At 61.9% G+C, this 24,813-nt stretch carries 26 protein-coding genes; 22 read left to right on the top strand and 4 right to left on the bottom strand.

Annotated features, from left to right (window positions below; translation table 11 throughout):
• Positions 1–38 precede the first annotated feature (38 nt).
• The 10 genes from scfB (at position 39) to nfi (ending at position 8,977) form a co-directional block, all read left to right on the top strand.
• Positions 39–1,397: a thioether cross-link-forming SCIFF peptide maturase gene (gene scfB, locus DXX99_RS00440; RefSeq protein ID WP_115791556.1), complete on the top strand. Its 1,359-nt coding sequence runs from the start codon at positions 39–41 to the stop codon at positions 1,395–1,397.
• 113 nt (positions 1,398–1,510) lie between these two features.
• Positions 1,511–2,848 (top strand): peptidoglycan DD-metalloendopeptidase family protein, encoded by a 1,338-nt coding sequence (locus tag DXX99_RS11980; RefSeq protein ID WP_134642916.1) that lies wholly within the window; start codon positions 1,511–1,513, stop codon positions 2,846–2,848.
• 73 nt (positions 2,849–2,921) lie between these two features.
• Complete coding sequence (locus tag DXX99_RS00430) at positions 2,922–3,494, top strand: tetratricopeptide repeat protein (protein ID WP_115791554.1); 573 nt, start codon at positions 2,922–2,924, stop codon at positions 3,492–3,494.
• Between the two features lie 204 nt (positions 3,495–3,698).
• Positions 3,699–3,884: a 4Fe-4S binding protein gene (locus DXX99_RS00425; protein ID WP_115791553.1), complete on the top strand. Its 186-nt coding sequence runs from the start codon at positions 3,699–3,701 to the stop codon at positions 3,882–3,884.
• Between the two features lie 65 nt (positions 3,885–3,949).
• Complete coding sequence (locus tag DXX99_RS00420; protein WP_115791552.1) at positions 3,950–4,714, top strand: respiratory nitrate reductase subunit gamma; 765 nt, start codon at positions 3,950–3,952, stop codon at positions 4,712–4,714.
• A gap of 18 nt (positions 4,715–4,732) precedes the next feature.
• Positions 4,733–6,133 carry a (Fe-S)-binding protein gene (locus DXX99_RS00415; protein ID WP_115791551.1) on the top strand — a complete coding sequence of 467 codons (1,401 nt, stop codon included), beginning with the start codon at positions 4,733–4,735 and terminating at the stop codon, positions 6,131–6,133.
• A 49-nt stretch (positions 6,134–6,182) separates the two neighbouring features.
• Positions 6,183–6,500, top strand: a complete 318-nt coding sequence (locus DXX99_RS00410) for a TusE/DsrC/DsvC family sulfur relay protein (protein ID WP_012818192.1) — start codon at positions 6,183–6,185, stop codon at positions 6,498–6,500.
• A gap of 93 nt (positions 6,501–6,593) precedes the next feature.
• Positions 6,594–7,979 carry a cobyrinic acid a,c-diamide synthase CobB gene (locus DXX99_RS00405; protein WP_115791550.1) on the top strand — a complete coding sequence of 462 codons (1,386 nt, stop codon included), beginning with the start codon at positions 6,594–6,596 and terminating at the stop codon, positions 7,977–7,979.
• A 1-nt stretch (position 7,980) separates the two neighbouring features.
• The gene (cutA, locus tag DXX99_RS00400) at positions 7,981–8,307 is read left to right on the top strand and encodes a divalent-cation tolerance protein CutA (RefSeq protein ID WP_115791549.1); all 327 of its coding nucleotides are present in this window, start codon (positions 7,981–7,983) and stop codon (positions 8,305–8,307) included.
• Positions 8,297–8,977 carry a deoxyribonuclease V gene (gene nfi, locus DXX99_RS00395; RefSeq protein WP_115791548.1) on the top strand — a complete coding sequence of 227 codons (681 nt, stop codon included), beginning with the start codon at positions 8,297–8,299 and terminating at the stop codon, positions 8,975–8,977. The genes cutA and nfi overlap by 11 nt, the downstream gene beginning before the upstream one ends.
• On the opposite strand, the gene DXX99_RS00390 is transcribed toward nfi, so the two are convergent.
• From DXX99_RS00390 to DXX99_RS00380, 3 genes are read right to left on the bottom strand one after another with little or no spacing between them, the layout of a single operon-like run.
• Complete coding sequence (locus DXX99_RS00390) at positions 8,961–9,764, bottom strand: DUF169 domain-containing protein (protein WP_115791547.1); 804 nt, start codon at positions 9,762–9,764, stop codon at positions 8,961–8,963. The two genes, nfi and DXX99_RS00390, sit on opposite strands and share 17 nt — an antisense overlap.
• A 23-nt stretch (positions 9,765–9,787) precedes the next feature.
• On the bottom strand, positions 9,788–10,198 hold the full coding sequence (locus DXX99_RS00385; protein ID WP_115791546.1) for a HEPN domain-containing protein: 411 nt from the start codon (positions 10,196–10,198) through the stop codon (positions 9,788–9,790).
• Positions 10,179–10,532, bottom strand: coding sequence for a nucleotidyltransferase domain-containing protein (locus DXX99_RS00380; protein WP_115791894.1), 354 nt, complete (start codon positions 10,530–10,532; stop codon positions 10,179–10,181). The genes DXX99_RS00385 and DXX99_RS00380 overlap by 20 nt, the downstream gene beginning before the upstream one ends.
• Positions 10,533–10,671: 139 nt before the next feature.
• Here DXX99_RS00380 and sleB point away from each other — a divergent pair, with 139 nt between their 5' ends.
• Together sleB and ypeB are read left to right on the top strand one after the other, a co-directional pair.
• On the top strand, positions 10,672–11,358 hold the full coding sequence (gene sleB, locus DXX99_RS00375) for a spore cortex-lytic enzyme (protein ID WP_115791545.1): 687 nt from the start codon (positions 10,672–10,674) through the stop codon (positions 11,356–11,358).
• A gap of 13 nt (positions 11,359–11,371) precedes the next feature.
• Complete coding sequence (gene ypeB, locus DXX99_RS00370) at positions 11,372–12,709, top strand: germination protein YpeB (protein ID WP_115791544.1); 1,338 nt, start codon at positions 11,372–11,374, stop codon at positions 12,707–12,709.
• A 135-nt stretch (positions 12,710–12,844) separates the two neighbouring features.
• On the opposite strand, the gene DXX99_RS00365 is transcribed toward ypeB, so the two are convergent.
• Positions 12,845–13,138: a nucleotidyltransferase family protein gene (locus DXX99_RS00365; RefSeq protein WP_165847633.1), complete on the bottom strand. Its 294-nt coding sequence runs from the start codon at positions 13,136–13,138 to the stop codon at positions 12,845–12,847.
• A 217-nt stretch (positions 13,139–13,355) separates the two neighbouring features.
• Between DXX99_RS00365 and DXX99_RS00360 the strand changes: the two genes are divergently transcribed.
• From DXX99_RS00360 to DXX99_RS00310, 10 genes are all read left to right on the top strand, one after another.
• Entirely contained in the window at positions 13,356–13,577 is a 222-nt protein-coding gene (locus DXX99_RS00360) for a ribbon-helix-helix domain-containing protein (RefSeq protein ID WP_165847632.1), read from the top strand.
• A gap of 323 nt (positions 13,578–13,900) precedes the next feature.
• Positions 13,901–16,273: a stalk domain-containing protein gene (locus DXX99_RS11790; protein WP_115791540.1), complete on the top strand. Its 2,373-nt coding sequence runs from the start codon at positions 13,901–13,903 to the stop codon at positions 16,271–16,273.
• Between the two features lie 143 nt (positions 16,274–16,416).
• Positions 16,417–17,535, top strand: coding sequence for a TolC family protein (locus DXX99_RS00345; RefSeq protein ID WP_115791539.1), 1,119 nt, complete (start codon positions 16,417–16,419; stop codon positions 17,533–17,535).
• 334 nt (positions 17,536–17,869) lie between these two features.
• Positions 17,870–18,358, top strand: a complete 489-nt coding sequence (locus DXX99_RS00340; RefSeq protein ID WP_115791538.1) for an Lrp/AsnC family transcriptional regulator — start codon at positions 17,870–17,872, stop codon at positions 18,356–18,358.
• Positions 18,355–19,560 carry an aminotransferase class I/II-fold pyridoxal phosphate-dependent enzyme gene (locus DXX99_RS00335; protein ID WP_115791537.1) on the top strand — a complete coding sequence of 402 codons (1,206 nt, stop codon included), beginning with the start codon at positions 18,355–18,357 and terminating at the stop codon, positions 19,558–19,560. Before DXX99_RS00340 ends, DXX99_RS00335 begins: the two co-directional genes overlap by 4 nt.
• Positions 19,557–19,985 (top strand): YwiB family protein, encoded by a 429-nt coding sequence (locus tag DXX99_RS00330; protein ID WP_115791536.1) that lies wholly within the window; start codon positions 19,557–19,559, stop codon positions 19,983–19,985. Before DXX99_RS00335 ends, DXX99_RS00330 begins: the two co-directional genes overlap by 4 nt.
• A gap of 1 nt (position 19,986) precedes the next feature.
• Positions 19,987–21,681: an arginine--tRNA ligase gene (gene argS, locus DXX99_RS00325; protein ID WP_115791535.1), complete on the top strand. Its 1,695-nt coding sequence runs from the start codon at positions 19,987–19,989 to the stop codon at positions 21,679–21,681.
• A gap of 2 nt (positions 21,682–21,683) precedes the next feature.
• Positions 21,684–23,327 (top strand): CTP synthase, encoded by a 1,644-nt coding sequence (locus DXX99_RS00320; RefSeq protein WP_115791534.1) that lies wholly within the window; start codon positions 21,684–21,686, stop codon positions 23,325–23,327.
• A complete protein-coding gene (sppA, locus tag DXX99_RS00315; RefSeq protein ID WP_115791533.1) occupies positions 23,309–24,199 on the top strand; it encodes a signal peptide peptidase SppA in 891 nt (296 codons plus the stop codon). Before DXX99_RS00320 ends, sppA begins: the two co-directional genes overlap by 19 nt.
• Positions 24,196–24,813 (top strand): YIP1 family protein, encoded by a 618-nt coding sequence (locus tag DXX99_RS00310; protein ID WP_115791532.1) that lies wholly within the window; start codon positions 24,196–24,198, stop codon positions 24,811–24,813. Before sppA ends, DXX99_RS00310 begins: the two co-directional genes overlap by 4 nt.

Here is a 24,813-nt window from a genome sequence, read left to right as displayed (position 1 = left end):
TTATTCCGCCCTTTTTGTGTGGAAGGGGTGGAAAAAGAGTGGTTCACCTTTTCTGCCTGCGCGGGGAAAAGCTGGCCTTCGATCCGGTGAGCGGGTCGCTACACCAGCTAGATGAAGCCGCCTGGCGGGTGCTCTCTTTGCTGCTGGAGGGGAAGGACCCTCGGGCTGAGGGTAAGGAACTGGAAGAAGCCTGCCGGGAGGTAGAGGAGCTACGCTCGGAGGGGCTTCTCTTCACCCCTGACCACTTCTCCTCCCTCTACGAACCGCCCCCCTTTGCCCCTAAGTCCTTGTGCCTGATGGTAGCCCAGGCCTGCAATCTGCGCTGCAGCTACTGCTTCGCCGGTGAAGGGGACTACGGTGCGGCGGGAATCATGCCGGAAGAGGTGGCCAGGGCGGCGGTGGACTTCCTGTTGGAGTCCGCCGGACCCCGACGTGCAGTAGAGATAGACTTCTTCGGCGGCGAACCCCTTTTAAACTTTCCTGTAGTGGTGGCCACTGTGCGCTACGGCAAGCAAAGGGCGCGGGAGCTGGGTAAGGAGATCAGCTTCACCTTGACTACCAATGCCGTGCTGCTCGACGAGGAGAAGGAGCGCTTTCTTCTGGAGGAAGAGGTGAACCTGGTTTTAAGCCTCGACGGAAGGCCCGAGGTGCACGATCGCTTCCGCCGCTTCCCCGACGGTACGGGCTCTTACCAACGGGTCTTGCCCAATATCCGCCGCTGCTATCAAAACTGGGCTTCCCGCCCCCGCTCCTCCTACTGCTACCTGCGCGGGACCTTCACCCGCATGAATCTGGACTTCTCCCGCGACTTTAAGCATCTGGTGGAGCAGGGCTTCCGCCACATTTCCCTGGAACCGGTGGTGGCCCCTCCTTCGGCCCCTCACGCCTTGAGAGAAGAGGACCTGCCGCGGCTGCTGGCCGAGTACGAGGAGCTGCTGAGCGAGTATCTCGAGCGGTGGCGGAGGGGAGAAGAAGTTTACTTCTTTCACTTCGAGCTCGACCCGGCCGGAGGCCCTTGCCTCAACAAGCGGCTTACCGGTTGCGGAGCGGGCTTCTCTTACGTGGCAGTGGACGTTAAGGGCGACCTTTACCCCTGCCACCAGTTCGTGGGGAAGGAAGAGTTCCGCCTGGGCAGCCTGAAGGAGGGACTTACCCGACCTGATCTGGTGGATGAGTTTCGCCACGCTCACATTTACCGCAAGACCCCTTGCTCTTCCTGCTGGGCGCGCTTCCTCTGCGGCGGGGGTTGCCACGCCGCTGCCTACTTCACTAATGACAGCTTGCTCAAGCCCTATTCTTTAGGGTGTGCGCTCATGCGGCGTCGCTTGGAGTGCGCTCTTTACGCGCTGGCGCACAAAAAAGCTTGGGTCTTGTCAAATTCGCCGAAAGCCATATAATAAACTAAGTAAGGCTTGAACAAGCGCTGTTTAGCTGCTTCTGACATCATGTGACAAAAAGCGAAAGAGAGAGGCAGACCTTTACCGCTCAATTCAGGGGATGGGGTGGGAGTTTGCGGTCAGCGTGCTTAAAGTCGTTTCTGGGGAAGCGGGGGTTAGCGGTAGCGATTCTGTCGGGCGTGGCCGGCGCTTTACTCCTTTGGTGGTGGGCAGGAAGAGGCTGGCTTCTTGAAGTCAACGGTTATCCGGTAGGAGTGGTGGCCTCACCCGCCGTGGTGCAGGCGGCGGTGGCCGAGCTCGCCAAGACCACGCGGCTACCGGGAAAAGTGAAGCTGAAGGACCAAATTACTTACCGGCGCCTGTGGTGGCCGTGCCGCCAGGTTCTTTCCTTGGCGGAGCTAAAAGAGAGGCTGCGCGGGCGCCTTTCTTTTTGTGCCGAGGCGGTGGCAGTAGAGGTAAACGGCAGACCCTGCTTCTTTTTCTCTGACGAGGCGACGGCCAGGGCCTTTTTAGAAGAGGTGCGCAGGCTTTACACGGTAAAACCCGGAGTACCCGCCTCTTTTGCCGAAAAGATAAGTCTCGTCAAAAAGGAGGTGCCGCTGGGGAAGCTCATGACCCTGGCGGAGGCCTTGAAGTTGGTAAAGGAAGGAGAGCGGGTGGAGGAAAAGTACACGATCAAGGAAGGAGATACCTTCTGGGATCTGGCCGTTTCGCTGGGACTGAGTGTGGAGGACATCATCGCCTGCAACCCCAACCTCGATCCTTGGCACCTGCAACCGGGGCAGGAGATAAAGCTCGTGCGGGAGCGCCCCTACCTCACGGTGGTACAGAGCTACACCGAGCGCCGTGAAGAGGAAGTGCCTTTCCCGGTGCAAAAGGAGTACACCGACCAACTGCCACCAGGCAAAGTAGAAGTGGTTCAGCCTGGGGTTCCGGGTAAGTGCGAGAAAGTTTACGAGGTGGTGGCCCAGAACGGTCGGGAGATCAGTCGGCGTCTGGTGGAAACCAGGGAGATTACCCCTCCCCAGGCCCAGGTGGAAAGGCTGGGGCGGCGCATTCTCTTGGCCTCGCGTGGTGGCGGGCACTCCGGCTTAATTTGGCCGGCCAGCGGCCCCATTACCTCTCCTTTCGGCCCACGTTGGGGAGGTTTTCACACCGGCATCGACATCGGTGCCCCCTACGGAGCTCCGGTGATAGCGGCGGCAAGCGGCAGGGTGATCAGGGCGGGGTGGTACGCTGGCTACGGAGAGACGGTGGACATCGATCACGGCGGTGGGGTGGTAACCCGCTACGCTCACCTCAGCGCCATCTACGTGGGCGTGGGGGAATGGGTGGTACAGGGGCAGCGGATAGGCTCCATCGGCATGACGGGACGGGCCACGGGACCCCACTTACACTTCGAGGTGATCGTTAACGGGGTGCCTCGCGACCCGCAGCGTTACTTGCCGTAAATGTTTCCCGCCTTCCCCGTCCCCTGACGGGGTACTATACTGTTATGTAGGGAACTTGCCTTGGGGTGGGAAAATGTTCTGGCTTAAGCTTCGCGGGCGGGGAAGTAAGCTGATCTTGGGCTTTCTTGCCCTGGTTCTATCGGTCGGGCTTATAGTTTCCACTTTCACATGGTTTTCTCTCCCTCCGAAGCTGCCGGAGGCTCCTCCTTCCCCCGAAAGGGCCGCGCAGGCCTCGCAAGCTTCTTCTTGGCAGGAGGAGTTTAGCCGGGCGGTGGCTCAAAAGGACTTGGCCAAGCTCCTGGAGCTAGGGGCGAAGGCGCGGGAGGAAGGGAAGCTGGCGGAAGCCACCCGCGTCTACGAGGAAGTGCTGAAGCTTTTCCCGGATAGCACCAACGCCAGGCTTAGCTTGGCGGAGATCTACTTAGCGGAGGAGAAGTACGATGCCGCCTACCAGCAGGTGGAGGCGGTTCTGCAGGAGAACCCCAATCACCAGCTAGCTCTGTTCTACCGGGGGCTGATTCTGGGGTACGGGAAAAAGGACTACTCGGCTGCCGTGAGGGATCTGGAGAAGTTCCTTAAGCTAGCGCCCGACGCCCCCGAGGCTTGGCAGGCCCGGATCCTCATCGAAGAGTGGTCCAAACACTGAAGCGAGCTTTGTTTTGTCGGGAAAAAGTCCGGTTTCTCGAGCAGGAATATCAGCGAATTAGCCGAATAAGAGGTATAGAATTAGCCTTGTTTATCTGCCAGAGAAAGCAGGAGGTGAAAGGGAAGGGAGAGCGGTCAAGCTATAAAGCGGTGAAGTTTTTTCTAGCTAAAAGTCCAAATATCTAACGAGGAGGTTGGCTTCGAGATGTTCATGGTAACCATCGACGAGGAAAAGTGCGAAGGCTGCGGCGAGTGCACGGAAGCTTGCCCGGCAGGGATCCTGGTGCTGGAGGGAGGCAAGGCGCGGGTTACCGACCCCACGGCCTGTATGGGGTGCGAGACCTGCGTGACGGTTTGCCCCACGGGTGCTCCTTCGGTTCGGGAGGTATAGGCTTTTAGGAGAGAGAGCTGCCACTGAGCTTTTATGGGGGCAGCGGGCCCAAAGGGGGTGCAAAAATGAAGTATTTCCTGGTGCAGATCCTTCCCTATTTCACGGTGGCCCTTTTCTTGGGTGGCATCGTCTGGCGCATCTGGCGCTGGATGATCGCCCGTATAGTGCACAATATTACCCTTTCGCCCTTTCCTTCTAACTGGGTGGCGGCCATCCTTTGGATTTTGTGGCAGATGGTGTTCTTCTGGAACGTTTTGAAGTTTGATCCCTGGCTCTGGGTGGGGGCGTGGCCCATGCACGTGGCGCTCTTCTCCATCCTGGGCGGGCACGTCCTGGGCATTTACACCCTGGGAACGCAGTTCCACCTGCTTTTCCCCTGGCTGATCACGGAAGCGCAGAGCGAGCACGCCTCGGAGTTCCTGGGAACCTTCTTCGGTATCATCTTCTTTGTGGCGCTTGTCTACCTGCTCGTAAGGCGCCTGACCCTTACCCGGATGAAGGTTCTTTCTTCTACCAGCGACTACCTGCACCTCTTGTTGTTGCTGGCCATTTCCGGAGTCGGTAACTACATGCGCCTGGTGGAAGGGGCGGGAGTAACCTACGCTGAAGCTAGAACTTTCTTGGCGGGGCTTTTCACCTTTAATCCCCAGCCCTTCCCGGACAACTGGTTCTTCTTCACTCACTTCCTGCTAGTGCAGCTGCTCATGATCGTTTTCCCCTTCTCCAAGCTAATGCACTCTTTCGGCATCATGTGGGAGCGCTGGATTGTGAACCGTCCCTACAAGGAGGCCCCCCTCGGGCTTCCTGGTGTCAAGCTGCGCCTCGACTAAAGGAGGTGAAATGGCGGTATGCCGTTAGTGGACGGATTGAATCAGCCAGTGAAGGCGGGGCCCAAAGAGTTCGAAGGGCTTCACTTGGTGCCCGTGCCTGACGAGGAAAAGCCCGCCGAAGCTTTAAAGTGGCTCGATTACTACCGCAAGGAGCGGCGCTCGCTGGTCATGGCCATGGAGTCCTGTGTCAAGTGCGGGCTCTGTGCCGAGCACTGCCACACCTACCTGGGTACCAAAGACCCCAACAACATCCCAGCGGGACGCGCCGACCTCATGCGCAAGGTTTACAAGCGCTACTTCACCGTGCAGGGGAAGCTCTTCGGCAAGCTGGTGGGCGCCGAGGAGATCTCCATGCGCACTCTGGAGGAGTGGTTCAGCTACTACTACCAATGCACGGAGTGCCGCCGCTGTGGCCACGTCTGCCCCTTCGGCATCGACACCTGTGAGGTCACCATGATCGGGCGCCAGATCCTTTACAACATCGGCATGATTCCTAAGCTCCACGCCGCCACCGACGTGGCCATCCTCAGAACCGGCAACCACATGGCCCTGACTCCTTCGGGAATCGTCGACACCCTGGACTTCCTCTCGGACGAGATCGAGGAGGAAAGGGGCTTTCGCATCGAGTTCCCGGTGGATAAGCCCAACTCCGACATCCTCTATGTCCCCTCCTCAGCCGACTTCTTCCTCAACCCGGACACTCTGAAGGGAGCGGCCGAGTTCTTCGAGTACATCGGGGCCAACTGGACCATCTCCACCCGCATAACCGAGGCGGGCAACTTCGGCTATCTCTCCGACCAGACCCGCGTTCAGAGGGAGCTGGTCAACCGGGTGTGGGAAGAGGTGGCGCGCCTGGGAGTAAAGAAGGTGGTTTGGGGCGAGTGTGGACATGGCTGGCGGGCGGCCAAGATGTACATCCCCACCATGTCCGACTACCCGACCAGGATGCGGGTGCCCATCACCCACATCCTTGACGAGGTGGCGGCTTACATCAAGGCGGGCAAGCTCAAGCTCAATCCAAAGAACAACTTCCGGGCCCAAGGGTTGCCGGTGACGCTGCACGATCCCTGCAACTACGCCCGAGCCTGCGGGTTGGTGGAAAACCTGCGGGTCGACCTCTACGCTTCCGTCACCGAGGTGCGGGAGATGAACCCCAACCGCGAAAAGACCTTCTGCTGCGGCGGCGGTTCTGGCGTGCTCTTCGACGACCCGGAGATGTACCAGCTGCGCATCAAGTTCTCGCAGAAGAAGGCGGACATGATCCGGGCCACGGGGGCCAAGGTGCTCTGCGCTCCTTGCTCCATCTGCAAGGCGCAGTTCCACGCCATGATCCCCGAACACAAGCTCGACGTGAAACTTTACGGGCTCATCGATCTGGTAGGCGCAGCGCTGGACTTCAAGGGTCATCGCCAGGTATAATTGCGGTTAGGAAGCAAAACCCCAAAAATCTTATTGGAGGTGGAAAGGTATGCCGTACATCGAGGTGCTGGGCCAGAAGATCGAGGTGGACGAGGACGGGTTCATCCAGGATCCCTCCATCTGGACTCCCGAGCTGGCCAAGGAGCTGGCCAAGATGGAGGAAGTGCCGGAAATGACCGAGGATCACTGGAAGGTGGTCAACTACATCCGCGACTACTACCTCAAGCACGGCATCGCCCCCATGATCCGCAAGCTTTGTAAGGACACGGGCTTCAGCCTCAAACAGATCTACGAACTCTTCCCCACCGGTCCGGCTAAGGGGGCCTGCAAGATCGCGGGACTGCCCAAGCCTACCGGTTGCGTGTAAGGCGAGGTTTAAAACCGAAAAGTGGAGCTCAACCTTACCCGGGTGCAGAGCTTGTGCCCGGGTAAGGTTTTAAAGTGAGGAAGGTTTTAGCTCATGCCGGAAGTCTGTACGATACCGCGTCTGGTGGTGGCGGCCCCTCAGGGGCGCTCGGGCAAGACCACCATCACTTTGGGTCTGGTGGCCGCCCTGCGGGCGCGAGGGTTGACGGTACAGCCCTTCAAAAAGGGCCCGGATTTCATCGATCCCGGCTGGCTGGGCCGGGCGGCGGGGCGCCCCTGCCGCAACTTGGACGCTTTCTTCTTTTCCCGGGAAACCCTGGCCCAGGTCTTTGCCCGCGGCGCGCAGGGGGCGGATGTGGCGGTGGTGGAAGGGGCCATGGGGCTCTTCGACGGGGTGGACCTGGAGGGGAGCGGCAGCACGGCGGAAATAGCCAAGATCATCCGCTCTCCCGTAGTGCTGGTGGTCAACGCCACACGCATGACCCGCAGCGCTGCGGCCATGGTTTTGGGCTTCAAGGCTTTCGACCCGGAACTGGAGCTCGGCGGGGTTATACTCAACCACGTGGCCCGGCCCCGGCACGAGCGCATGCTGCGCGAGGCCATAAAGCGCTTCTGCCACCTGCCGGTGCTGGGGGTTTTCCCTAAGTGCGCCCTGGCCGCCATTCCCGACCGGCACCTGGGGCTGGTGCCGGTGGGGGAGGAGGAGCGGGAGGCGGAGATCTTAGAGGTTTTGCGGGAGCTGGCCGAGAAGTACCTGGACATCGAGGGAATCTTGGCCCTGGCGCGCCGGGCTGCGCCTCTGGCCGTTTCCTTGCCGGCCGGGTCCCCTGCGGGCAGAAAAGAGGTGCGCCTGGGGGTTTTTCGCGATCGGGCCTTCAGCTTCTACTATCCGGAGAACCTGGAAGCCCTGGAGGCGGCGGGGGCGGAGCTCTGCTTCGTCAACGCCCTGGAAGACGACCTTCCACCGGTAGACGGGCTTTACATCGGCGGGGGCTTCCCGGAGATTTTCGCCGCCTGCCTGGAGGCGAACGAAGGCTTGCGCCGGAGGGTGCGGGAGGCGGCGGAGGCGGGTATGCCCATTTACGCCGAGTGCGGAGGGCTTATGTACTTGAGCCGCTCGCTAATTTTCCGGGGGCACCGCTACGCCATGGCAGGGGTCTTCCCTTTCGACATCACCTTCAGTGACCGGCCGAGCGGGCACGGCTACATGCGCCTCCGGGCGCTGGGGGGCAACCCCTTCTTTCCGGCCGGGGAGCGGCTTCTGGGGCACGAGTTTCACCACTCCCGGCCGCTCGATCTCTCCCCCAGCACGCTTTTCGGCTTCGCGGTGGAGCGGGGCTACGGCATAAACGGCGCCTTCGACGGGGCGATCTACCGTTCGACTTTGGCCGCTTACTGCCACCTGCACGCCCTGGCGGCGCCGGGCTGGGCCCCTGCCCTGGTGGCCAAGGCGCGGGAATTTCGTAAAGGGGGTCTGTGAGTTGCCGGAGCTCGTCTGGGTTTACGTTACCTGCGGCGACGAGGATGAGGCCAGGAAGCTGGCGCGGGAGCTGGTGGAGGAGCGCCTGGCGGCCTGCGCCAACGTCATCCCCCAGCTTTTCTCCACCTACTGGTGGGAGGGGAAGCGGGAAGAAGCGCGGGAGGCGGCGCTTATCCTCAAGAGCACCGCGGCGCGGGTGGACAAACTGGTGGCGGCGATAAAGGCGCGGCACAGCTACTCCACCCCGGCCATCCTGGTGCTGCCGGTCCTGGCCGCCGACCCCGACTTCGCCCGCTGGGTCGAGGAGACGGTAGGGGATGAAGCCTAAGAGAGAGTGCCCCTGGAGTCTCACGCCTCAGGAAGCGGTGAAGCTTCAGGAGGAGTGGCGGTGGGAAGTTAAAGTGGAAGACGGTCCCCGCCCGGAGGATCTGCGGCTGGTGGCGGGGTGCGACGTGTCCTTCTCCCAGGCCCGGGGGATGCTTTACGCCGCGGTAGTGGTGCTGAAGGTGCCCGGTTTTGAGGTGGCGGAGGAAAGCACCGCCTGCCTTCCCGCCACCTTCCCTTACATTCCCGGCCTTTTGGCTTTCCGCGAGATACCGGCCCTTCTCTCGGCCCTGGAGAAAATAAAGAGCACTCCCGACCTCATCCTGTGCGACGGGCAGGGGATCGCCCATCCCCGGGGAATGGGAATCGCCAGCCACCTGGGAGTGCTTTTCGACCTGCCGACCATAGGCGTGGCCAAAACCTGCCTGGTGGGGAAGTGGGAAGCGCCAGGTCCCGAGCGGGGAAGTTTTTCCTACCTCCGCTACCGGGGCCGGGTGGTAGGGACGGTCCTGCGTACCCGCGCGGGCGTGAAGCCCGTCTTCGTCTCTCCCGGGCACCGGGTGAGCGTGGATCTAGCTCGCGAGCTCACCCTCTACCTCACCCCCCGCTACCGCCTCCCCGAACCCTTGCGCCTGGCCCACCTCCTGAGCTACCGCTTCAACCGTCAGGGCTAGATTGGAAATATTCCTGCCATTCTTCCTTGGCCAGGAAGCTTTCTTCCACCCACTCTTCCATCACGCGAAACAGCTTAAAGGGGACGGCGAAGGTGAAGACCTCGCGCCCCAGCAGCTTGGCCACGTTGCGGCGGGCAGAAAGGTCGACGAGCCCTACTACCGCCCGCGGCTGCTCGGCCTGCGCCTCCCGGTAGGGAAGGATACCTATGGCTTGACAGCCGGCGGCGAAAGGGATGAGCACGTTGTCTCCGGCAGCTCGCCCGAAATTGGCCAGCACGGTGAGGGCGGCCAGCTGGTCGGGGTTGGCGGTGAAGATTACCACCACCGGCCTTTCTCTTTCCTCCACCATCCCCAGCGGCTTGAAAACCACGTAGCGTGCCGGTATGTCGGTCATAGGGAGCTGCTGCACGAAGTGCCGCGCCACCTCCGGGGAACGCAGATAACGCTCCTCCTCCAGCATCTGCCTCGCCGCCTCCCGGCGCAGCTCCCCTTTGGAAGCGTCCCGGTTCGGCCTGCCGGTGGAGAGGAAGCAGTAAAAGTTTTCTATCCCGCCGGGCCAGTTGAGGTACTGGTTGCCGAAGCCCAGCCCCGTCCCTCCTCCCAGGCAGCCAAAAGTTTCCCGGTCACAGGCGGCCACTTCCCCGCGGGCGGCGGCAGCGAAGAGCCACATGACACAGCCCCACTTGCCGGGCGAGAACTGCCTAGCCCCCGAAGGCTTTTCGTCAGACCACAAGAGCGCCACTGGCTGAAAACGCATCCCCAGTGCTCGGGCGATCTTACTCTCCACGATAGCACCACCTTCGCGGAAATTTATCTTTCCGCCAGCCTATCCCGGACGAAAGCTACCACTTCCTCCGCCAGGCGTACGGCCTCCTGAGCGGCCTCTTCCGTGTACACTCTGGCTGGGATACTGTCAGGCAGACCGTTGGGGTAACGGGTGGGGACGTAGTAGCCGTCGAGGATAGCCCAGCGCTTCACTTTCTCGGCGAAAAGAGGCTCCCACCGGGCTGCTTGGTGGCAGAGACGCTCGATGGAGTGTCCCAGCACGATCTCTTCTCCCTGCGCGTAAAGGAAACCTTTAATGGCCTTTTCGCCAATTTGCTGGGATAAGAAGCAAGCCAGGTAGTAACCACCTTGCTGGGCCAGGTGCTTCGCCCAACGCAAGTCTTCTTCCGCCTGCTCCAGCCAGCGCCGGCCTTCCTCAAGAGGGCTTCTTCTCATAGAGCACCACTTCCTCTTTCAGGGCGTGCCGGAGGAAGCCCCGCTCCTTGAGGGAGGCGAATTCCTCCGGCGTATAGCAGAGAAGGTCCAGATCTACCGGCAGGGAGAGGAGAGGATAAAGAAAACGCAGCCTTTCGAGAAAGCCGAGTTCGGTGCGCATTACCACCACCAGATCCAGATCGGTGCCGAGATCGGAGCGGCCTCGGGCATAAGAGCCCACCAAACTCACCCGCTCCACTTCCGGCAAGGAGGAGAGAACGGCAACGGCCTTATTCAGCGCTTCGCGCAGAAGCCGCCGGTACTCTTCCCTCCGGGCGGTCAGCTTATCCTCCACCGAGCTCCACCGCCTCTCGAGCGCCTGCTCCTTTAAGGATAACATAGCTTCGCCCGGGGCGCACCACGGGCGGTAATAGAGAAGGGGCGGCGGCGGGAAACTAGGGGAGAGGAGCTTTGGGCGGGAGGGACGTTTTGCTGTGCGGCGGAGTGTGAAGGTCGCCTTTATGGTTCTCCTCTTGCTCCTGCCCCTGGCCTTCTGGGGGGCGGAGCGGGCGCGGGCGCAGAACCCCACCCTTTACTGGGGGAGCACCGGGTGGCACGTGATGCGGGTGCAGCAGCGCCTGGCCCAGTGGGGTTATTACGACGGCCCCATCGACGGCGTCTTCGGCTACCAGACCTGGAAGGCGGTGCGCTACTTCCAGTGGAAAAACGGGCTGGCGGTGGACGGGGTGGTGGGCCCGGCTACCTGGGCGGCCCTGGGCTTCCCCAGCTACACCCCTACCCCGGCTGTCTCCCGCGGCTACGCCACCGACCGCGACGCGGTGCTGCTTTTAGCCCGGCTCATCATGGGGGAGGCGGCGGACGAGCCTTTCGAGGGAAAAGTGGCGGTAGGGGCGGTGGTCCTCAACCGCATGCGCCATCCCGGTTTCCCTAAGACCATCCCCGGGGTGATCTTCCAGCCGGGAGCTTTCGAGTCGGTCTCCAACGGGCAGATCTGGCGCCCCCTCTCCCCCGAAGCGGTGCGGGCGGCGGAACTGGCCCTGGCGGGCTGGGATCCCACCGGCGGCGCCCTTTACTTTTGGAACCCGGCCAAGGCCGTGTCTCCCTGGGTGTGGACGCGCACCATCATCACCCGCATAGGCAACCACGTCTTTGCCCGCTGAAGGAGGGTTTGCTTTGCGCGGCTATCGCCTGGCTCTATTGCTGTTGGGCCTGGTCATGGTGGCGGTGGCGGCCTGGGGCACAAAGGAACACCAGGGGCGCCGCTACCTGGAGCTCGAACTCAACAACCGCTACCAGCAGACCTTCTACGACCTCTTAACCCACGTGCAGAACGTCGAAGTCTTGCTGGGCAAGTGCCTGGTGGCGGGCGGCCGGCAGCAGGCCGTGGGTCTGCTTTCCTCCGTCTGGCAGCAGGCCATGATGGCCCAGGCCGATCTCTCTTCCTTACCCGTTTCCCCGCAGTACACCGAGCGCACGGCCAAGTTTTTGTCCCAGGTGGCCGACTACGCCAACACGCTGTGCCGGCAGGCGGGGACTGGCTCCCCTCTGACCGAGGAGAACTGGGAGACCCTAAGGCGTCTTTACCAGCAGGCCTCTTCCCTCAACCGGGAGCTGCACCGGGTCGAGGCGGAGATCCTGGCCCGCGGCCCCAACTTCTGGGAGCTGGGGCGGAGGCTTAAAGCCCGGCAGGCCAGGACCGCCGAGGCTCCGGCTTCCCCCTTCCGGGCGCTCAACCGGGAGACCCAGAACTACCCCACCCTGGTCTACGACGGCCCTTTCTCCGACCACCTGGAAAAGCAGAAGCCCGAAGGCTTGACCGGGCCGCCGGTGGATCGGGGCCGGGCGGAGGCCAGGGCGCGGGAGCTGGTGGAGCCGAAACCCACCAGGGTGCGGGTGACAGGGGAAGTGAAAGGGCGCATTCCGGCCTACCGGGTGGAGGCCGACACCGCGGCGGGAAAAGTGGTGGCTCTGCTCACCCGCCAGGGAGGGCACCTGCTCCTGCTGCTGGCAGAAAGACACCCCGGCAAGCCCCGGCTCAAAGTGGAGGAGGCGCGGGGGCGGGCGGAGGGCTACCTGCGGGACAAGCTGGGGCTTAAAAACATGCGCCTGAGCTACAGCGTGCAGAAGGGCGCTCTGGCCATCTTCAACTTCATCCCGGAGGAGGGCGGGGTGGCTCTTTATCCTGACATGGTCAAGGTCACCGTGGCGCTGGACGACGGGCGCGTGGTGGGGGTGGACAGCTACTCCTACCTGATGTTTCACCGTCCCCGCTCCCTGCCCCAGCCGCGGCTGACGGCGGCAGAGGCGCGCGGGCTCTTGAACCCCCGGCTCAAAGTGGAAAACCAGCGCCTGGCCCTCATCCCCACCGACGGGGGAAAGGAAAAGCTTTGCTACGAGTTCAAAGCCCGCCTGGGTGAAGACATCTATCTTATTTACCTTGACGCCGAGCGCGGCGAGGAAGAAAAGATCTTAAAACTTGTTCCCACCACCGGCGGGGAGCTGGCCCTCTAAAGCTCCCCGCCGCTTTAAAGTCTACTTGAGAACTACCGACCCTCTTCTAATTCCTGGAGTACCCGCTCTATTGCCGGTCGTAATCCGGTACGTGCTTGGCCGCTTCATTCCAAATGTAGAGAAGGACATCGCGCTTCACAGGGCCACCAACTCGCTCATGACGGCTTCTTTCAGTTCTTCACGGAGGGAGCGTCGGGGCACGAGGTCCACTTTCATGCCCAGGAGTTCGCCCAGGTAGAGCTCCGCTCCCACTAATTCTAGCAAGCTTATGGGCCGCAGGATTTCCACCAGTACATCGAGGTCACTTTCTGCCTGCTGTTCCCCCCGGACATAAGAGCCGAAGAGACCAATTATCCGGATGCCGTATTTCTCGGCCAGGGTAACCTGTTGCTCTTGAAGGATGGTGCGGATCTCCTCCAACGTTCTCATATGTCTCGCCACCTCCTGGTAGGTTGCGGGGAGTCTCACTTTCATTCTAAACCATTTGCTCCTGGACCTAAGCGGACACTTCCACACGCAATCTGGCCCGGCTCCTCTAAGGAGCTAAGGTTGGTCGCCGGGCGTCGGGCGGCTGGCGGTACGGATGTTTGCTCCGCCGCTCTTCTGTAGCTACACTTATAAAGACGGCGGGGGAGGTGTATACCCGGTGCAGTTCAATATCTACGTCCCCGAGGCCAAGAAGAGCCTGCTGGAGCTGCTGGATAAGGTCTCCGCCCTGACGGGGAGGAGCAAATCCGAGCTCGTCATCGAGGCCCTTGAGAAATACCTCGCAGACGCCGCGCTGCCACCGCTCGGGCGGTTTGCCATCGGAATTTCCCGGGAGATCAAGCGCGCCGATCTTTACGCGAAAAGGCTGGAAAGGGCATGATCCTGATCGAAACCAACGCACTGGTCTACACCATAGATGCGCTGGCGCCTCGGCACGAGCCTAGCCGCAGATTCGTGGAGGCGGCCCGAGGAGCTCCTGGGATTTTTTCCGGAGGCCGCGAAAAATTTTTCCCTCCCCGCTGGGAACCTTTTCGCCCCCTTCGGTGTCTAACTAGAGTGGATGAAGGGGGAGCCGGAGGCGCCCGGCTCGCCCGGAAAGTTTTGGGCCGAGGGGGTGAGGAAAGGCTTTAATCATTTGATTAACTGGCGGATTGACTGGCGTCCAAAAGCCAAACTCCAAAATTTTAAGGGGAGGGAAAGAGTTTGATAAAGGCGCGCAAGAAGTGGCTCAGCATACTGCTGACCGTAGCCATGCTGGCGGCGCTGCTGGTACCGCTGGCCACGCCGGCCCAGGCGGCATCGAGCTACAGCGTCAGCACAGTGATGTCGGTTTCTGCAGGCCAAACTAACACACTACCGTCGACCTACCTGCAGATTTCGATGGATACGACTACTGCCCTCGCTTCTAAGGGAAGTAAGGTTGTTTTCTCGCTTCCGTCCAGCCCGTCAGGTTTTGCTCTAGAGCTGGATCCAACCGGAATAAAGGTTACTGGAGCGTTTGCTACTGGGGACGTAGCCATCCAGAAATTAGATGGTTCTTCCTACAAATCGGGAGCGGTTCGAGACTTTGTGGTAGTTCTCAACGGTCCTACGAATACAGATACAACAGCTACGACCAGCACCATCAGCATTCCCGTTACGAAGCTGACTGTTCCCGGTGGAGTTAGCGGAGAAATCAAGCTCACCGCTTCTGCGCCGCCCGGGTCGGTCTTTTCCAGCGGTGAGGTTGTGATTGCGACTGCTGGCTCCGGGCAGGTAACGCTTGCGGCGGAGAGCGTCGAATCGATTGGCTCCGCTGGTGGGGCAATCGGAGTGATTGACATTAAGGAGAATATGGGCAGGGCTCTTAAGGATTCCGGCAGCGACGCTGCCGTAAAGCTGACTCTCCCGCCTGGCTTTAAGTGGGCTACAGTCGCAAGGGATGCTTCCGGAAAGATTATTGGTGTTAGCGAACTGACAGGCACTAAAGCCTTGAACACCCTCGATAGCCGTGACTATCAGGTAGTGTGGGGTGACCTCAATCCTGCTAATGTCACGCTTGAGGTCACTAACAACGGTCGCGAGCTAGATATCCATGTACCTTCAAACTTGGCTTCGACTCAGGCCACATTCCTCAAGTTGCAGCTTGGTGTAGTTGTTGATGAGAGCGTGGCTAAGACCGGCGACATTAAGGTAACCGTCTCTGGCGCTGCAACAGTCAGCCCTTCCGAGTTGGTGGTCGCTAAGTATGGTGAGTACGGTTTGACCGTGAAGGCGCTCACGAGCCCTGACCTGGTAGCGGGCAAAGCCGCCCAGAAGATCGGGAAGTTCGAGATCGCCGAAAACCTGAAGGGCAGCTTGATCGCCGGCCGGACCATCACCCTGACGTTGCCGGACGGCGTGAAGTGGGCAGCGACGCCGAAGATCGACATCGAGGCTTCTAACCTGGCGGGCGTTGATCAGGGTTCGGTTGAAGGCTGGCAGGCCGTGGGTTCCGATGGGCGCATGATCAAGTGTACTGTCCAATTTACTGAAGGTGCCACCTCTACGACCGATGCGGCTAAGCTAGTGTTCAAGGACGCTAAGGTTACCATCTCGCCTGAGTTCAGCGGCAATCTCGACGTCACCATCGGCGGGAGCCAGGGTCTAACCGGTACCATCACTCTTGGCAAAGTTGCTGCCGGGGTGAAGGTCAGCGTTTCCTCCACACCGGAAGTCAAGATCGGCCTCAGCGACCAAGTGGCAGGCGATGTCACCATCGCCGAGACGGCAGCCGGTATCATCAACAGCACGGTGACTTACACTAAAGATAATGCTCTTGGAGGCGGAACGGTCGACAAAGAAGATACCAGCAGCCAGGCGCAGATAGTGCTTGAGCTGCCCTCGGGTGTAAAGTTCAGCAGCACGCCCACGGTCAGCGTGGACGGTGACCTGCAGATCGACACGCCCAAGACACAGAACGATAACAAGGAGTTAGTGATTCCGGTTAAGAGCACGAGCACCAAGCCGTCCACCATCAAGATCAGCAATATCAAGCTGACGATCGACCGTACGGTGCCAGAGGGGCCTGTGGTCCTGAAGGTTAAGGGTACAGCTGTAAACGAGACTCTGGATAAGGACGGGAAGGATACTTACTTCCCTGGTGCCACTGCGGTAGCTAAGGTTGCTATCGCCAAGTGCGTGACGCCCGCGCCCACCCAGACCGTGGGTAAGGCCGTGTTCAAGATCAACGAGGCCAAGTACACCATCGACGGCAAGGAGTACACCATGGACGCCGCTCCCTACATCGATCCCGCCACCAACCGGGCCATGGCGCCCATGCGCTACATCGCCTACGCCGCGGGCGTGACGCCGGAGAACATCCTGTGGAACCCTGAGACCCGGACCGCCACCTTCATGAAGGGCGACCGGGTGGTCCAGGTGACCGCCGACTCCAACATCCTGGTGGTCAACGGCACCCAGATCGCCATGGACGCCAAGGCGGTGATCAAGGACGGGCGCTTCTTCCTGCCGGTCCGGTGGCTGAGTGTGGCGCTTGGCTGCCAGGTCGAGTGGGACGCCCAGAACCAGCAGGTGATCGTGCTCCGCACGCAGTAAGGGTCTAAGCCAGCAAGGCCCCGGGAGCCTTCCCGGGGCCTTGTTTTATTAGTTGGCGACGATTTTCCTTGCCATTGATCCTGGACCGTGTTATGATCCTTAAAAAGGTTAACTAACTAACCGGAGGAGGTAGAGGCTTCCCTATGCGGCGCTGGCGATTAACCGCCCTGGGAACCCTGCTCCTGCTCGTCAGTTCTCTTCTCGCGCCCTTTCTGGCCTGGGGTGCCGAAAGCTCCCAGATGAGCTTGAGCCTAGCCGAGGCGGTGCAGCTTGCCTGGCAGAACTCTCCCGATATCCGCGCCGCCCAGGCCGAAGTGGACAAGTGGTGGGAGCAGCGCAAGGACGCGGCCGACGTGGTGGAGAAAATGAGCTACATTCCCGCCGCTGGCCCTAACGTGGTGCCGTACGCCGACATGGCGTGGGTGGCCCTGCTCTCGACCGATGCCGCCTGGCAGATGGCCAAGAAAAACCTGGAAGATAAAAAGCAGTACTTGGCTGTGCAGGTGGCGCAGGCTTACTACGATGTGCTGGCGGCTCAGACCGCTTACGAGCAGGCTAAGAGGCAGCTGGAGCTGGCTGAGAGGGCGCTTTCGGTGGCGCGGGCCGCTTACTGGGCCGGCACGGCCACCAACTTCGATCTGGCCAAGCCCGAGGCCGATGCCCAGGCGGCGTCCAAGGGGCTGGCGGCGGCCAAAGAGGCTCTGGGCAAGGCTTACGTGGTTTTGAACCGCTTGATAGGGCTTCCCTCCGACAGCCGTCCGGTGCTAACCACCCGCCCACCCACGGAGAACTTGAAGGTGGAGAGCCTGGACGCCGAAGTATCGCGGGCGCTGGAGAGTTCGGCCAGCATTTTTGCCCTGCGTAAGAATGTGGACATCGCCCGCTGGAACGTCGATTATCCCTACGCCACTGGCAAATACCTCAAGTACAATATCGCCACCGCCGACCTGGCCGCGAGCGAGCAGCAGCTTTATGCCGCCCAGGACGTCCTAAAGGAAAAGGTGCACACCACCTACCGGCAGATCCGGAGTTTAGAGGAGCAGATTCAGGCTCAGGAGGCCCAGGTGAAGGCGGCGGAGGAGGCGGCGAGGCTGGCCAAGATCCGCTACGAGGCGGGCGTGGCCATAAAGCTGGAGGTGGACAAGGCCGAGACTGCCCTGGCCGAGGCGCGCGCCAAGCTGGAGAACCTCTACTGCCAGCACGCCGCGGCCCTGGCCGGGTGGAACTACCTCACCGGCCGCCCGGTGGTGAACGGTACTTGACCGGAGGCTGCCGGGTGTGCTACTAATTAGGCTAAGCCTGCATATAGTGCTACAAAGGCGAGGAAGGGGAAGAGGAGCGGGAAGGCAGCCCCAGCGAGCTGGGGGAAGGTGGAAGCCCGGCGGCCAAGCGCCCGTTCCGGCCACCCTGGAGCTGGAGGTCGAAAGGGGAAGGAGGCCCGAGTAGGCTTTCCCGGAAGCCCGCCGTTACCGGGCAAAGAGGGGGCGTCGGGGGACTCCTCTCGGCGTCAATTAAGGTGGTACCGCGGGACTTTCGCCCCGTCCTTAAGCTTTGGGACGGGGTTTTTGCCTTTAATTCAAGGGGGTGCTTGGGCAGGTGGAAAAGGAGAAGGAGCTTTTGCGGCTTTTGAGCCGGAACGCCCGCTACTCGGTGGAGGAGCTCGCCGCCATGCTGGACCTTTCTCCACAGGAGGTCTCTTCCCTTATAGAGGATCTGGAGCGGCGGCGGGTGATCCTGGGCTACCGGGCCCTCATCGATTGGCGGAAGGTGGGGGAAGAGAAGGTGACCGCTTTTATCGAGGTGAAGGTGACCCCGCAGCGGGAAGTGGGTTTTGACGCGGTGGCGAAGCGCATAGCGCGCTTCCCGGAGGTGAAGAACATACGTCTGGTCTCCGGCGCCTACGACTTGGCGGTAGAAGTGGAGGGGCGGCGGCTCGAGGAGGTAGCCTCCTTCGTGGCCACCCGGCTGGCTCCCATGGAGGGCGTGGTCAGCACCACCACCCACTTCATGCTGAAGCCCTACAAGATCGACGGGGAGCTGGTAGAGGACGTCGAGGAGGCGCAGAGGCTGGTGGTGTCGCCATGAAGAGCTGGGAAGAGTACTTGAATCCCCAGGTGGCTTCCCTTCCCCCTTCGGGCATCCGCCGCTTCTTCGACCTGGCGGCAGAGATGACGGGGGTTATCTCCTTGGGCGTGGGGGAGCCCGACTTTGTCACCCCCTGGCGCATAAGGGAAGCTTGCATCTACGCCCTGGAGCGGGGCTACACCATGTACACCTCCAACCGGGGGATGAAAGAGCTGCGGGTGGCCATCGCGCGCTACCTGGAGGACGCCTTCAAGCTCCGCTACGACCCGGAAAAAGAGATCCTGGTCACCGTGGGGGTGAGCGAGGCCCTGGACCTGGCCCTGCGGGCTTTGCTCAAGCCCGGGGACGAGGTGCTTATCCCCGACCCGGCCTACGTTTCCTACGTCCCCTGCACCGTGCTGGCCGGGGGGGTGCCGGTCCTGCTGCCCACCCGCATGGAGGAGGGGTTCAAGATCACCGCCGAGCAGGTGGAGAAGGCCGCGACTCCCCGTACCAAAGTGCTCCTGCTGGCCTACCCCAACAACCCCACCGGGGCGGTGCTGAACCGGCGGGAGCTGGGGGAGATAGCCGAGGTGGTCAAAGCACGCGACCTCCTGGTCATCTCGGACGAGATCTACGCCCAGCTCACTTACGAGGGGGAGCACGTCTCCATTGCTTCCCTCCCCGGCATGAGGGAGCGCACCGTGGTGCTCCAGGGGTTCTCCAAGGCCTTTGCCATGACCGGCTGGCGCCTGGGGTATGCTGCCGGAAACGAGACCTTTATCGGGGCCATGACCAAGATCCACCAGTACACCATGCTCTGCGCCCCCATAACTGCCCAGATGGCCGCCCTGGAGGCGCTCAAAAACGGCCTGGAGGACATGCGGCAGATGGTGGCCCAGTACGCCTACCGCCGTCGCCTGGTGGTGAACGCCTTCAAGGAGATGGGGCTCCCCTGCCCCGAGCCTAAAGGCGCCTTCTACGCCTTCCCCTACGTGGGGGGGACGGGGCTGAGCGAAGAGGAGTTTTGTGAAAAACTACTTCTGGAGGAAAAGGTGGCGGTGGTGCCGGGCACGGCCTTCGGCCCCTCCGGCCGGGGGCACATCCGCTGCTCCTTCGCCGCCTCGGTGAAGGATCTCACGGAGGCCTTCCGCCGCATGAAGGAGTTTCTCCGGCGGCACGGGGTAAAAGGGCGCCCCTCGGTGGTGGTTCTGGGCAAGTGAAGGGCGTGGAAGTGTGGATCAAGGTAGAGGGTACGCGCACGGACGATACCGGCGAGCGGGAAACTATTGTCTTTGAGACCCAGGGGAGGCTTTACCGGCGGGGAGAGGCGTACTATCTGGTATACCAGGAGTCGGAGTTGGCGGGGATGGAGGGGACCACCACCGCCTTGAAGCTCGAGCCCGGGCGGGTTACCCTCAACCGCATGGGCAGCGTGAGCCAGAAGCAGGTCTTCGAGGAGGGGAAGGTAGACCGGGGAGAGTACGCCACCCCCTTCGGCCGCATGCCCTGCGAGGTCCGGACCAGCCGGGTGGAAGTCAGCTTGACAGCCACCGGCGGGCACATTAACCTAGAATATGAATTGCTACTGGCCTACCAGTCCTTGGGTTTCCAGGTGCTGCGCATCACCGTAAGGGAGGCAGGATAGATTGGCTCAGGCTTCTCTCAGACAGGAGATAAGGGAGGCCCTCCGCCAGGGTTTGGAAAGGGCCTTGGCGGCAACCCAACCGGCCCTATCCCTTCCCGGAACTTCCCTTCCTCCTGTCGCTTTGGAGGTTCCCCGGGAGGAGGGATTCGGCGACTTCACCACCAACCTGGCCTTCAAGCTGGCCAGTCGGGCGGGCAAACCTCCGCGCGAGGTGGCGGCTTTGCTGGCCGAGCACTTCCCTTCCGACGCTTCCCCTTACCTGGATAGGATAGAGGTGGCCGGGGCGGGCTACCTCAACTTCTACCTCAAGCCCTGGTGGCTGGAGGAGGCCCTGCGAGAGGTTTTGCTCAAAGGGGAGGATTACGGGCGACAGGATCTGGGCAGGCGCCGGAAGGTGAACGTGGAGTTCGTGAGCGCCAATCCCACCGGCCTTTTACACATGGGCAACGCGCGGGGCGCGGCGCTAGGCGATAGCATCGCCGCGCTTCTCGCTTTTTGCGGCTTTGAGGTCACGCGCGAGTACTACATCAACGACGCCGGCTACCAGATCGAGCGCTTCGCCGCCTCTCTGGAGGCTCGCTACCGCCAGGCTTTCGGCGAGGACGTCCCCCTTCCCCCCGACGGCTATCACGGCCAGGACCTGGTGGAGACGGTGAAGCGCTTCATTAGCGAGCACGGCGACAGGTACTTACACACCTCCCCGGAGGAGCGGCGGGAGGCGCTGGTGAGCTTCGCTATAAAGGAGAAGCTGGCGGCCATAAAGGAGAGCCTGGAAAAGTTCGGTGTGCGTTTCGACGTGTGGTTTTCCGAGCAGGAGCTGCACGCGAGCGGCAAGGTGGCGGAAACCATAGAGGAACTTAAGCGGCGCGGAGCCACTTACGAGAAGGAGGGGGCCTTGTGGTTCAGGGCCAGCGCCTACGGTGCCCCCAAGGATGACGTGCTGGTGCGGGCCAACGGCCTGCCCACTTATTTTGCCGCCGACATAGCCTACCACCGCAACAAGCTGGAGCGCGGCTTCGAATGGATGATCGACCTGTGGGGGGCGGACCACCACGGCCACGTCCCCCGTCTCAAGGCGGCCCTGCAGGCCCTGGGCTACAATCCGGAATGCCTCACCGTCATCATCATGCAGTTGGTGCGCCTCACCCGTGGAGGGGAGGCGGTGCGCATGTCCAAGCGGGCCGGGGAGTACGTCACCTTAAACGACCTGCTGGCGGAGGTGGGGAAAGACGCGGCCCGCTACTTCTTCGTGTGGCGCAGCGCCGACGCCCACCTCGATTTTGACCTGGAGCTGGCCAAAGCCCAGAGCATGGAAAACCCCGTTTACTACATCCAGTACGCCCACGCCCGCATCGCCAGCCTCTTCCGGCAGCTGGCGGAGAGAGGGGGAAGCCCTCCTCCACCGGAGAAGGTGGACTTCTCCTTCCTGCGGGAGCCGGAGGAAAGGCGGCTCATGTACAAACTGGCCCTCTTCCCGGAGGAAGTGGAGGCGGCGGCTTTAAACCTGGCCCCTCACCGACTGGCCACCTACCTTTACGACCTGAGCTCCCTCTTCCACTCTTTCTACAACGAGCACCGGATAATCGGAGCTGGCTCCGGCTTGGAGGAGGCTCGGCTGGGGCTGGCGGCAGCCACCCAGTTGGTGTTGCGGCAGGGCCTCAAGCTTCTGGGAATTTCGGCACCGGAGCGGATGTAGCCATGAGCAAGTACATCTTCGTCACCGGAGGAGTGGTCTCTTCCCTGGGTAAGGGGGTGACGGCGGCTTCCCTGGGCTGCCTTCTGAAGAGCCGGGGCCTTAAGGTGATGATGCAGAAGCTTGACCCCTACATCAATGTGGACCCCGGCACCATGAGCCCCTTCCAGCACGGGGAGGTCTTCGTCACCGAAGACGGGGCGGAAACCGATTTAGACCTGGGGCACTACGAGCGCTTCATCGATACCGACCTCAACCGCTCCTGCAACGTTACAGCCGGCGGCATTTACTGGTCGGTCATCACCAAGGAGCGCCGGGGGGACTATCTGGGGAGCACGGTCCAGGTGATCCCCCATGTGACCAACGAGATAAAGGAGCGCATCTGCGCCGTGGGGCGCGAGTCGGGGGCCGACGTGGTGATCGTGGAGATAGGGGGGACGGTGGGCGACATCGAGTCCCTCCCCTTTTTGGAGGCCATCCGTCAGCTAAGAAGCGATCTGGGCAGGGAGAACACCCTCTACATCCACGTCACCCTGGTTCCTTACCTGCGAGGGGCGCGGGAGCTCAAGACCAAGCCCACCCAGCACAGCGTGAAGGAGCTCAGGAGTATAGGTATCCAGCCCGATGTCATTGTGTGCCGCTCGGAGATGCCTCTAGGGGAAGACCTGGTCCGCAAGATCGCCCTTTTCTGCGACGTGGAACCGCGGGCGGTGATCCAGGCGCTGGACGTTCCCTCCATCTACGAGATACCCCTGCGGCTGGAGGAGCAGGGGTTAGGGGAGTACGTGGTGGAAAGGCTGGGGCTGCCGGCTCGGCCCCCGGAGCTGGAGGCCTGGCGGGATATGGTGCACCGCCTCTACCACCCCCGCTTTGAGGTGCCCATAGCCTTGGTGGGGAAGTACGTGGACCTGCGGGACGCCTACTTCAGCGTGGTGCAGGCGCTGGTCCACGCTGGATGCGCGCATAACGCGCGGGTAAAGATCTGCTGGGTAAGCGCCGAAGATCTGGAAAAGCATCCTCCATCCCTCTATCTCGAAGGGGTGGGGGGAATCCTGGTTCCCGGCGGCTTCGGCGAGCGCGGGGTGGAGGGAAAGATAGCGGCCATCCGCTACGCGAGGGAGAATCGCATTCCCTTCCTGGGCATTTGTCTGGGTATGCAGCTGGCAGTGGTGGAGTTCGCCCGCTCGGTGGCGGGGCTGGTTTCGGCCCACAGCGCCGAGTTTGACCCCCACACCCCTCACCCGGTCATCGACCTTCTGCCGGAGCAGCGAGGGTTGACCGACAAGGGGGGAACCATGCGCCTGGGGGGCTATCCCTGCCGCATCGTGCCCGGCACCAAGGCTTATCAGGCCTACGGCGTTGGCGAGACGCGGGAGCGACACCGGCATCGCTACGAGTTTAACAACGACTACCGGCACATCCTGGCAGAAAAGGGTCTGGTCCTGAGCGGCCTTTCTCCCGACGGGCGTCTGGTGGAGATAGTGGAGCTCCCCAACCACCCCTGGTTCGTGGCCACCCAATTCCACCCCGAGTTTAAGTCCCGCCCTGCACGGCCTCATCCTCTCTTCCGCGACTTCGTGGGGGCGGCACTGGCCCTGGCCGGCCGGGAAGTCGAAGAGGAGGATAAGGTTTGTACAGGCGAGTTTTAGGCGGGGTCATTCTGGCGGCGATTTTTCTCTCCCTGGTCCTGGCGGCCGTCTGGGGGCGCGGCCGGGAAGGAGGAGTGGGTCTGGGAGGAGGAAAGGTAGGGCTTATCTACCTCACCGGCGTCATAGCTGGAGAGGGGGGCGCCTCTCCCCTCTTCGGCAGCACGGCCGACGTGCGGGGGGTGATCGAGGCCCTGAGCCGGGCCGAAGAGGATCCCTCCATCAAGGCGGTGGTGCTGCGCATCGACAGCCCGGGAGGGAGCGCGGCGGCCAGCCAGGAGATAAGTGACGCCGTGCGCCGGGTGCAGAAGGCGGGGAAGAAGGTGGTGGTTTCCATGGGGGACACCGCCGCCTCGGGGGCCTACTGGGTGGCGGCGGGCGCCGACCGGATCGTGGCCCTCCCCTCCACCATCACCGGCAGCATCGGGGTCATCTTCGAGACCGCCAACCTCTCCGGCCTCTACCACAAGCTGGGGATACAGAAGGAAATCATTAAGAGCGGGCCCTTTAAAGATATGGGTAGTGAGAGCCGGCCCTTGACGCCGGAGGAGCGGGCCATCCTGCAAGGCATGGTGGATGACATCTACCAGCAGTTCGTGGATCACGTGGCTCAGGGAAGGCACCTCCCACGGCAGAAGGTTCTGGAACTGGCCGACGGCCGGGTCTTCACCGGCAGGCAGGCCAAAGAACTGGGCCTGGTGGATGAACTGGGCGATCTCCACACGGCGGTGCGAGAGGCGGCTCATCTGGCGGGGATAAAGGGGAAGCCGGAGGTGGTGGAACTCAGCAAGGCGCCCTGGTTCCGGCGCTTCTTCGGCGGGCCCTTGAACGGCCTGCTGCTTCCCCGCTTTCAGGAAGGGGGTTTGAAATCTTGACCGAAAAACCGGTGGGCATCCTGGAGCTCCTCCCGGGCATGCTCTTCTCTCCCTTTCAGACGCTAAGACGTTGGGAGGTTCGGCGCAGCTTCAAGTCCGCCTTCTCGCTTTATCTTCTGGTCATCCTGGTGAACGGGCTTTCCGAGTTCTTCACCTTGCGCACCCCTCCTGCGGCCGAGCTCCCCGCCTCCACGGGTTTGGTCGTTTTCTTCCTGGTGGCCGTGCCCGTGGCCTTGGTCCTCTGGTTTCTGCAGGCCGCTTTCTTTTACCTGGCCGGTCATCTCATGGGCGGGCGGGGGGAGCCCCTCGGTGTCCTCTCGGTGTGCGCCCTGGCGGTGACTCCTCAGCTTTTCCTGGTGCCCCTCAACGTGCTGCTGGTTCTGGCCAAGGTTGCCGAGCCGGTGGTGGCGAGCGTGGGGCTGGTGGCCGGCCTGGCGGTGGCCGTGTGGATGCTGGTGCTCCTGGCGGCGGGGCTGCGAGAGGAGCACGAGCTGGCTACGGGACAGGCGGTTCTGCTGGTGCTGATTCCTATACTCGCCACCGTGTTTCTAGCCCTCCTCTTCGCGGTCGTGGTGGGGTTGATAGCGGCTGCGGGTTTAGGAGGATTGAAGTAG

Origin of the sequence: Ammonifex thiophilus, assembly GCF_003368535.1 — a bacterium.
Lineage (GTDB): Bacteria > Bacillota > Desulfotomaculia > Desulfotomaculales > Ammonificaceae > Ammonifex > Ammonifex thiophilus.
Note: the sequence above shows the minus strand (reverse complement) of the source record. Positions and strands in the feature narration are given on the sequence as shown.